Origin of the sequence: Mycobacterium sp., from assembly GCF_032162105.1 — a bacterium.
Taxonomy (GTDB): domain Bacteria; phylum Actinomycetota; class Actinomycetes; order Mycobacteriales; family Mycobacteriaceae; genus Mycobacterium.
The window spans coordinates 1-8,587 of sequence record NZ_JAVRPS010000011.1 but is presented as its reverse complement, the minus strand read 5'-3'; the positions used below and the strand labels follow the sequence as shown (position 1 = coordinate 8,587).

General features: G+C 67.1%; 8 protein-coding genes. 5 read left to right on the top strand and 3 right to left on the bottom strand.

Annotated elements, in window-relative coordinates:
• The 5 genes from QOC69_RS00430 to QOC69_RS00410 form a co-directional block, all read left to right on the top strand.
• Positions 1-645 (top strand): alpha/beta hydrolase (locus tag QOC69_RS00430; RefSeq protein WP_526435248.1); only part of this gene is annotated, 645 nt, incomplete at its 5' end.
• Positions 646-647: 2 nt separating this feature from the next.
• Complete coding sequence (locus tag QOC69_RS00425; RefSeq protein ID WP_526435252.1) at positions 648-1,499, top strand: SDR family NAD(P)-dependent oxidoreductase; 852 nt, start codon at positions 648-650, stop codon at positions 1,497-1,499.
• Positions 1,500-1,509: 10 nt separating this feature from the next.
• Positions 1,510-2,430, top strand: coding sequence for a ferritin-like domain-containing protein (locus QOC69_RS00420; protein ID WP_526435246.1), 921 nt, complete (start codon positions 1,510-1,512; stop codon positions 2,428-2,430).
• A gap of 3 nt (positions 2,431-2,433) precedes the next feature.
• Complete coding sequence (locus QOC69_RS00415) at positions 2,434-3,942, top strand: flavin-containing monooxygenase (protein WP_526435244.1); 1,509 nt, start codon at positions 2,434-2,436, stop codon at positions 3,940-3,942.
• 1 nt (position 3,943) lies between these two features.
• Complete coding sequence (locus QOC69_RS00410) at positions 3,944-4,837, top strand: MerR family transcriptional regulator (RefSeq protein WP_526435241.1); 894 nt, start codon at positions 3,944-3,946, stop codon at positions 4,835-4,837.
• Positions 4,838-4,843: 6 nt separating this feature from the next.
• Here QOC69_RS00410 and guaA read toward each other — a convergent pair whose 3' ends face one another.
• The 3 genes from guaA to QOC69_RS00395 all read right to left on the bottom strand — a co-directional run.
• Positions 4,844-6,403: a glutamine-hydrolyzing GMP synthase gene (gene guaA, locus QOC69_RS00405; protein ID WP_526435239.1), complete on the bottom strand. Its 1,560-nt coding sequence runs from the start codon at positions 6,401-6,403 to the stop codon at positions 4,844-4,846.
• A gap of 150 nt (positions 6,404-6,553) precedes the next feature.
• Complete coding sequence (locus QOC69_RS00400) at positions 6,554-7,210, bottom strand: oxygenase MpaB family protein (RefSeq protein WP_526435250.1); 657 nt, start codon at positions 7,208-7,210, stop codon at positions 6,554-6,556.
• A gap of 46 nt (positions 7,211-7,256) precedes the next feature.
• Positions 7,257-8,587: GMC oxidoreductase (locus tag QOC69_RS00395; RefSeq protein ID WP_526435237.1), on the bottom strand; the 1,331-nt coding region annotated here is incomplete at its 5' end.

Here is an 8,587-nt window from a genome sequence, read left to right as displayed (position 1 = left end):
GCGTGGCTGTCCCGCCTGACCGGGCTGCCCGTGTTCTGCATCGCCTACCGGCTGGCCCCTCGGCACCGATTCCCCACTGCCGCAGACGACGTGCGCTCGGGCTGGGACTGGCTCAAGCAGAGTCTGGCGGCTGACAGGATTGTCATCGCCTGTGACTCCGCGGGCGGACACCTCGCCGTCGACCTGCTGTTGCAGCCCGACGTCGCTCATCCCGCAGGTTTGGCGTTGTTCTCCCCGCTGGTGGATCTGACCTTCGGACTCGCCCGTACCCGGGAGGAGCTGCGCCGCGATCCGGCGATCCGGGCGGTCGACGCGGCGCGGCTGGTCGGGTTGTACTGCGCGGGAACCGATGTCACGCACCCCCGGCTCACCCTCGACGTGGCGGGCGGGCGCCGGCTGCCGCCGACCTTGATCCAGGCGGGCGGCGCCGAGATGCTGGTCGCCGATGCCCGCCGGCTCGCCAAGGACGTCACCGCGGCCGGCGGCGACTGCGAACTGCAGGTGTGGCCCGACCAGGTGCACGTGTTCCAGGCATTGCCCAAGCTCACCCCGGAGGCCAGACCCGCCATGCGACGGGTGGCGGCGTTCGTTGCGAAGTCGCTGCGCGACACCGCAATCCATCGAGTGGCCGAGGAAGCCTCTTGAACATCTTCGGATCCTCACCCAAGCGCAGCCGCGAGGCCGACGCGGTCATCACCGGAGCGGGCAGCGGGATCGGCGCGGCGTTCGCACACGAGCTGGCCCGGCGGGGTGGTCGGATCGTGTGCAGCGACGTCGACGAAGCCGCCGCTGCGGCCACGGCGGACGCCATCACCGGCGAGGGGGGTGAGGCAACCGCCCTGCGCTGCGACGTGTCCTCGATCGACGAGGTGACGCAGCTGGCCCAGAGCGCGCAGTCGTGGTTCGGCGGAGCGCCCAGCCTGGTGATCAACAACGCCGGGGTTGGTGCCGGGGGCAGCCCGATCGGCCAGGCCAGCCTCGCCGACTGGAACTGGGTGGTGGGCATCAACCTGTGGGGTCCGATCCACGGCTGCCACGTTTTCGCACCGATCCTGCGTGAGGCGGGCTGCGCGGACCGCCCGCGGGGCATCATCAACGTGGCGTCGGCCGCCGCGTTCGGTGCGGCGCCGGGAATGGCCGCGTACAACGTCAGCAAGGCAGGCGTGCTCTCCCTTTCCGAGACCCTGGCCGCCGAACTGTCCGGCACAGGGATCGGCGTGACGGTGCTCTGCCCGACGTTCGTCAAGACCAACATCATCGTTTCAGGGGGGAAGTCCGGCACTATCAGCGAGCAGTCGACGCAGATGGCCAACCGGCTGATGCGCTGGACCGGGTTCTCCGCGGAGCGGGTGGCGCGGACGTGTTTGGACACCCACGACCGCGGCGGCCTCTATTGCATGCCGCAACCCGACGCCAGAATCGGTTGGGGCATCAAGCGTTTGACTCCGACGGGGTATACCCGCGCCGTCGGCCTGACCACCCGTCTGACGACACCCTAGGAGGTTCGTGATGGCTATCGACATGGATGCGATGCTGGCGAAGATCAAGGACCGCCAGTGGGCGCTGGCCGACATCGACTGGGACGCACCGGGCGCCGAGTTCATCTCCGACGTGCAGCGGCCCAAGCTCAAGGCCTTCATGGCCGACCTGTGCTGGATCGAGAACATCGGCGCCCGCGGCTTCGCGGCACTTGCCAAGAAGGCCCCGACTCCGACGATCGCGGAGATCTACCGCTACTTCCACGCCGAGGAGCAGCGCCACGCCAATGCCGAACTCGCGCTGATGAAGCGGTGGGGCATGCTCGAGGACGGCGAAGTCCCAGAACCGAACGTCAACATCCGGCTGGCCATCGACTGGCTGGACCGCTGGGCCGACGACATGCCGCTGTCGCTACTCGGCACCGTGATCCCGATGCTGGAGGTCGCGCTCGACGGCGCGTTGCTGAAGTTCCTGCTCGACGAGGTCGACGATCCGGTATGCCACCAGGTGTTCGAGAAGATCAACAACGACGAGTCACGGCACCTCGTGGTCGATTTCGAGGTACTCGACATGATCGGGCACGCCAAGATCCGGCGCTTGCTGATCGACTTCGTCGGCCACAACGCCACCCCGGGTCTCATCATCGGCGCGATCATGGGTGCGCCGCTGATCAACAGGATCCGCAACGAGATCGTCGCAATGGGCATGGAGCCAGAGCGGCTGTACAAGGCCGTGAAGCGGTTCAAGGAACTCGGCGATCGAGGCGAATCCACCCGGCGGGTACCGACATACCGGTTTCTCAGGCGGTACGCCGGCGTGGTCACCAACCCCCGCCACCCCTACCATCTGCTGGCCAACTCGATGGTCTGGCTCTCCGACCGGTACCCGCGGCCACTGCTGCCGTCGGTACCGAGCTGGGTCAACGAGGTTACCCACGAGCCGGCGGCCTGAGGCATGCCCAACAGCGCTGCCGCAAAACACGTCTTCGACACCCTGATCGTCGGCACCGGCTTCACCGGCATCGGCGCGGCCATCAAGCTGACGCAGTCGGGAGTCGACGACTTCATCATGCTGGAGCGTCACGAGCGCGTCGGCGGAACCTGGCGGGACAACACCTATCCCGGTGCGGCGTGCGACATCCCGTCGCTGCTGTACTCGTTTTCGTTCGTGGCGAACCCGACCTGGTCGCGGGCCTACTCCTCCGCCGACGAGATCCGCCGCCACATCGAGGACATGGTCGACCGGTTCGACCTGCGCCGCCGGATCCAGTTCGGGACAGAGGTCAACGGCCTGGAGTTCGACGAGAACGAAGGCGTGTGGACGGTAAAGGCAAACGGGCGCAAACGGTTCCGGGCCCGCACCGTCGTGCTCGCGTCCGGGCCGCTGCCTGATCACAAGTGGCCGGACGTCCGCGGGATCGACACCTACGAGGGCCACAAGATTCACAGTGCCGACTGGGACCACGATTACGACTTCACCGGCAAGCGGGTGGCGGTGATCGGTACCGGCGCCAGCGCCGTCCAGATCGTGCCCGAGCTGGTCAAGCAGGCCGCGTTCGTCAAGGTCTTCCAGCGCACGCCGGGTTGGGTGATTCCGCGGCTGGACATCGCCACACCCGGGCCCGCACAGGCACTGTTCGCGAAGGTTCCTGCCGCGCAACGACTTGCCAGGCAAGCCCTGTTCTGGGGCCACGAGGCCAGTGCGACCGCACTGGTGTGGGATTCACCGCTCACCTCGCTGGTCGCGCGACTCGGCAAGGCCCACCTGCGCCGGCAGGTCAAGGACCCTTGGCTGCGCCGGCAGCTGACCCCGGACTTCACGCCCGGCTGCAAGCGGATGCTGGTCTCCAGCGACTACTACCCGGCACTGCAGCGCGACAACTGCAAGCTCATCGACTGGCCGATTGCGACCATGAGCCCCGTGGGGATCCGCACCAGCGACGGCGTCGAGCACCATCTCGACGCGATCGTGTTCGCCACGGGATACGACGTGCACCTGACCGGACCTCAGTATCCGGTCACCGGCCTCGGTGGCCGGTCGTTGGCCGACGAATGGGCGGGCGGCGCACAGGCGTACAAGAGCATCAACGCCAGCGGGTATCCCAACCTGTTCTTCATGACCGGGCCCAACTCCGGCCCAGGCCACAACTCGCTGCTGGTCTTCGTCGAGGGACAGATCGACTACGCCGTCGCGGGCATCACGACGATCCTGCGCGACGGTCTGCGTTACCTCGACGTGCGCGCCGACGTCCAGCGCAGTCACAACGAACGGATCCAGAAGCGGCTGACGAAGACCACCTGGATGAGTGGCTGCAGCAGCTGGTATCTGACCGCCGACGGATTCAACGCGTCGATGTACCCCGGGTTCGCCACGCAGTATCTTCGACAGATGCGCGACTTCCGGCTCGGCGATTACGACGCCTTGGCGCGGGGCGCACGGATCCCCATCACGTCGTCGGCCTGACGTGGCCGCCAAGCAGCCGCGACAGCAGGCGGGCGCGATATCGGCGATCCTCAAACAGATTCGGCGGAGTTCGCGTGACGTCGTCGAGACGGCGGTGTCGCAGTTGTTCGACGCCGCCGTGCAACCGCACGGCGTCGAGTCGTCCGGCGAGTACCGGATCGAGGAACTGGCGCGGCTTGGGGGCACCACCACCCGCAACATCCGGGTGTACCGCGACCGGGGACTGCTGCACCCGCCGCTGCGGGTGGGCCGCATTGCGTTGTTCAACGACACCCACCTGACCCGGCTACGGCTCATCACTTCACTGCTCGACCGTGGATACAACATCGCCCACGTGCACGAGATGCTCAGCGCGTGGGAACAGGGCAAGAACCTGGGCGACATGCTCGGGCTCGAGTCCGCCATCGCAGGAAGCTGGGCCACGGAGAAGCCCGAACGGATGAGCGTCGCCGACGCCAAGCGGCTGATCGACCACGACGCGGGCTTCGAGCGCATGGTTGGACTCGGGATCGTCCGGCTCGAAGAGGGCGAAGCCATCGTCGTACGCCCCAAACTGATCGAGGCGTTCAACGAGATTCGTCAGTACGGCATCAGCACCGACAAGCTCATCGACATCCACGAACAGGTCTCACCGCTGATCGACCAGATCAGCGGAATCCTGGTGCGTGCCGGCGTGGATCACGTGGCCCACCGGATCAAGCCAGGGGCGCCGCTGCCGCCGGACACCGAAGTGGCCGAACTGATCACGATGCTGGTGCGGTTCCGCACTCAGGCGGTCGCGGCGGTGAGCGCGACCCTGGCGTTCTCGATCGAGGCGACCATCGAATCCGTGGTCAGCCAGATGCTCGCCGAATTCATCGAGAAGGAACCGGCCAAGGAGGCCGACGGCACGTAGGCGCCGTCACTCCCACTCGATGGTGCCCGGCGGCTTGCTCGTCACGTCGAGCACCACGCGGTTGACTTCGGGAACCTCGTTGGTGATGCGGGTGGAGATGCGTTCGAGCACCTCGTAGGGCACCCGCGTCCAGTCCGCGGTCATGGCGTCCTCGCTGGACACCGGCCGCAGCACGATCGGATGTCCGTAGGTACGCCCGTCGCCCTGCACTCCGACCGAGCGGATGTCGGCCAGCAGCACCACCGGGCACTGCCAGATCTGGTTGTCCAGGCCGGCCGCGGTCAACTCCTCGCGGGCGATGGCGTCGGCGCGGCGCAACGTGTCAAGCCGGGCGGCGGTGACCTCACCGACGATCCGGATTCCCAGACCCGGACCCGGGAAGGGTTGGCGCGCAACGATTTCCTCGGGCAACCCGAGTTCACGCCCGACGGCGCGGACCTCGTCCTTGAAGAGCAGCCGCAGCGGTTCGACGAGCTTGAACTTCAGGTCGTCGGGCAACCCGCCGACGTTGTGGTGGCTCTTGATGTTCGCCGCCCCGGTACCGCCGCCGGACTCGACGACGTCGGGATACAGCGTGCCCTGCACCAGGAAGTCGACTTCGGGGCCGCCGTCCTGCACGATCCCCCGCACCGCGCCCTCGAACGCCCGGATGAACTCGCGGCCGATGATCTTGCGCTTGCCCTCGGGGTTGGTGACGCCGGCGAGCGCCTCCAGGAATCGCTCCTCGGCGTCGACCGTGACCAGCTTCGCGCCGGTGGCGGCGACGAAGTCGCGCTGAACCTGGCCCCGCTCACCCGCCCGCAGCAGTCCGTGGTCGACGAACACGCACGTCAACCGGTCACCGATGGCGCGCTGCACCAGCGCGGCGGCCACGGCCGAGTCGACCCCGCCCGACAGACCGCAAATCGCCCGCCCGTCGCCGATCTGGTTGCGCACCTGTTCGACCAGTGCGTCGGCGATGTTGGCGGCCGTCCACGTCGAGTCAATGCCGGCGAACTCGTGCAGGAACCGGCTCAGGATCTGCTGGCCGTGCGGCGTGTGCATCACCTCGGGGTGGTACTGGACGCCGGCGAGCCGACGGGCGCGGTCCTCGAACGCCGCGACCGGGGCCCCGGAGCTCACCGCGACGACGTCGAATCCGTCCGGCGCTTCCGTGACCGCGTCGCCGTGGCTCATCCACACCGACTGGGTGTCGGGAAGATCGGAATGAAGTTGTCCGCCAGTGACCTTCAACTCGGTTCGGCCGTACTCGCTGGTGCCGGTGTGCGCCACGGTGCCGCCGAGCGCCTGGGCCATCGCCTGGAAGCCGTAGCAGATGCCGAAGACCGGCACGTCGAGGTCGAAGATGGCCGGGTCGAGTTGCGGCGCGCCATCGGCGTACACGCTGGCCGGTCCCCCGGACAGCACGATCGCCAGGGGATCCTTGGCCTTGATCTCGTCGACCGTCGCGGTGTGCGGGATGACCTCCGAATACACATTGGCCTCGCGGACGCGCCGCGCGATCAGCTGCGCGTACTGCGCACCGTAGTCGACGACCAACACGGGGCGAGGAGATGCCGTTTCCACTGGTTCAGTCTAGTGGCGACACTCCGGTCATCCCTGCACACTAGGGGCCGACGACTGGTTCGTTGCCAACGAACCGCGCCAGTGCCTCATCGGTCGTGGTCGGCACCGTGGGTAGCTGTTCGGCGATCGAGGGGACGGTGTCCACGTCAGTCACTTGCCCACCTTTGTCGAGGATCGAGTGCGCGCCCATCCGCTTCTGGCTTCTTCGTGCCACTTGAACGCAGGCGGAACCAGTGGCCAGCCGCGGCGGATCGTGGCGCGCACGCTCCGGTATGCCACTTCGTCGGCCTTCGACCACGCGATGCCGAATCGTTCACGGGTCGGCTTTGGTAGGCCTCCGAAGATCACCAGCCGCAACGGTGGCGCAAGCAGCATCCGAACCGGCAACGTGGGCAGTGTTCGATCGGCCAGTGGCTTCAGGCTTGCGTACACGGGAAAGTACGGTGACTTGCTCATGTCCGGCACCGCCCGCCGATTGATGAACTCGATGAGGTAGTCCGACGCCGGATTCGGCTCGAGGACGTCATTGCAGTAGCGGTCGAAGTCGGCCTCGAACGCGGCGCGGTCGGGTGGCATCGGCGCGGTGCTGACGCCGTAGCGCCGGTACCACTCGCACCCTTCGCGGTAGAGCCGTTCCCACTGCGCATTCGACAGCTCGGCCGTATCCCAGTGCCCCGCCACCCGATCGACCATCCGCTGGAAGGTGGCATGCGCCCACCAGTACGTCTCGGGAGTCAGCGCGTGGTAGCGGCGCCCATCGGGCATCTGCCCCTTGATGTCGCGGTGGTATTCGCGGACGGCGAGCAGCGCGTCGACTCGCGGCCGAACGGTTGGAGCACCGCCGGGGCACGGGTCAGCCGGCAGAGCTGACCGGTTCGATCGGCAGCCGGCGCAACGCGGCGGGAGCTTCGGCAGGCACCACCGGACGCACGGGCGCGATCGGCGCCAGCCTGCGATACGACTCCCCTTGTGCCGGACGCTGATCCACCTCACCACGGTTGGGCCACAGCGACGCGGCACGCTCGGCCTGCGCGGTGATGGACAGCGAGGGGTTCACGCCAAGGTTCGCCGAGATCGACGCGCCGTCCACGACGTGCAGCGTCGGGTAGTTGTACACCCGATGATATGGATCGATGACACCGGTTTCGACGCTGTCACCGATCGCCGCGCCGCCGAGGAAGTGCGCAGTCAGCGGGATGTTGAACAGTTCGCCCCAGGTGCCGCCCGCGACGCCGTCGATCTTCTCTGCCATGCGGCGAGTTACCTCGTTGCCTGCCGGAATCCAGGTCGGGTTCGGCTCACCGTGGCCCTGCTTGGACGACATCAACCGCACACCGAGTGGTCCGCGCTTGGTGAAGGTGGTGATCGAGTTGTCCAGGTGTTGCATCACCAACGCGATCACCGTGCGCTCGCTCCAGTGCTGGGGATTGAGCAGTCGCAACAGCAGGCGCGGATTCTTGCCTGCCTGGTCGAAGAACTGCCGCCACCGAGACACGTCCGTGCCCTGCGGCCCGCTCCCGTCGGTCATCAGGGTCTGCAGCAGCCCCATCGCATTGGAGCCCTTGCCGTAGCGCACCGGTTCGACGTGAGTGTCCGCGGTGGGATGGATGGACGAGGTGATCGCAACGCCATGGGTGAGGTCGAGTTTGGGGTCGACCTTCATGGTTGCGGCCCCGACGATCGACTCCGAGTTCGTGCGGGTCAGCACGCCGAGCTTGTCGGAGAGTTTGGCTAGCCTCCCGGTGTCCCGCATCTTGAACAGCAGCTTCTGCGTGTTGTACGTGCCTGCGGCCAGAATCAGTTGCGATGCGGTAAACGTCTTCTTCTTGCGGCGTGCCTTGCCGTTCGTTGCCACCGTGGTGACCTGCCACAGACCGTCGGAACGCTGACTGAACTCGGTCACCGTCGTCATCGGATGCACCTGTGCCCCAGCGGATTCCGCTAGTCCGAGGTAATTCTTGAGCAGGGTGTTCTTGGCGCCGTGCCGGCAACCCGTCATGCACTCGCCGCATTCCAGGCAGCCGGTGCGCGCCGGTCCGGCACCGCCGAAGAACGGATCGGGCACCGTCTTACCGGGGGTCTTGGCACCGTCGGCCCCGAAGAACACGCCGACTGGGGTGGCGACGAACGTGTCGCCGACGCCCATGTCGTCGGCGACCTCCTTGATGATCCGGTCGGCGTCGG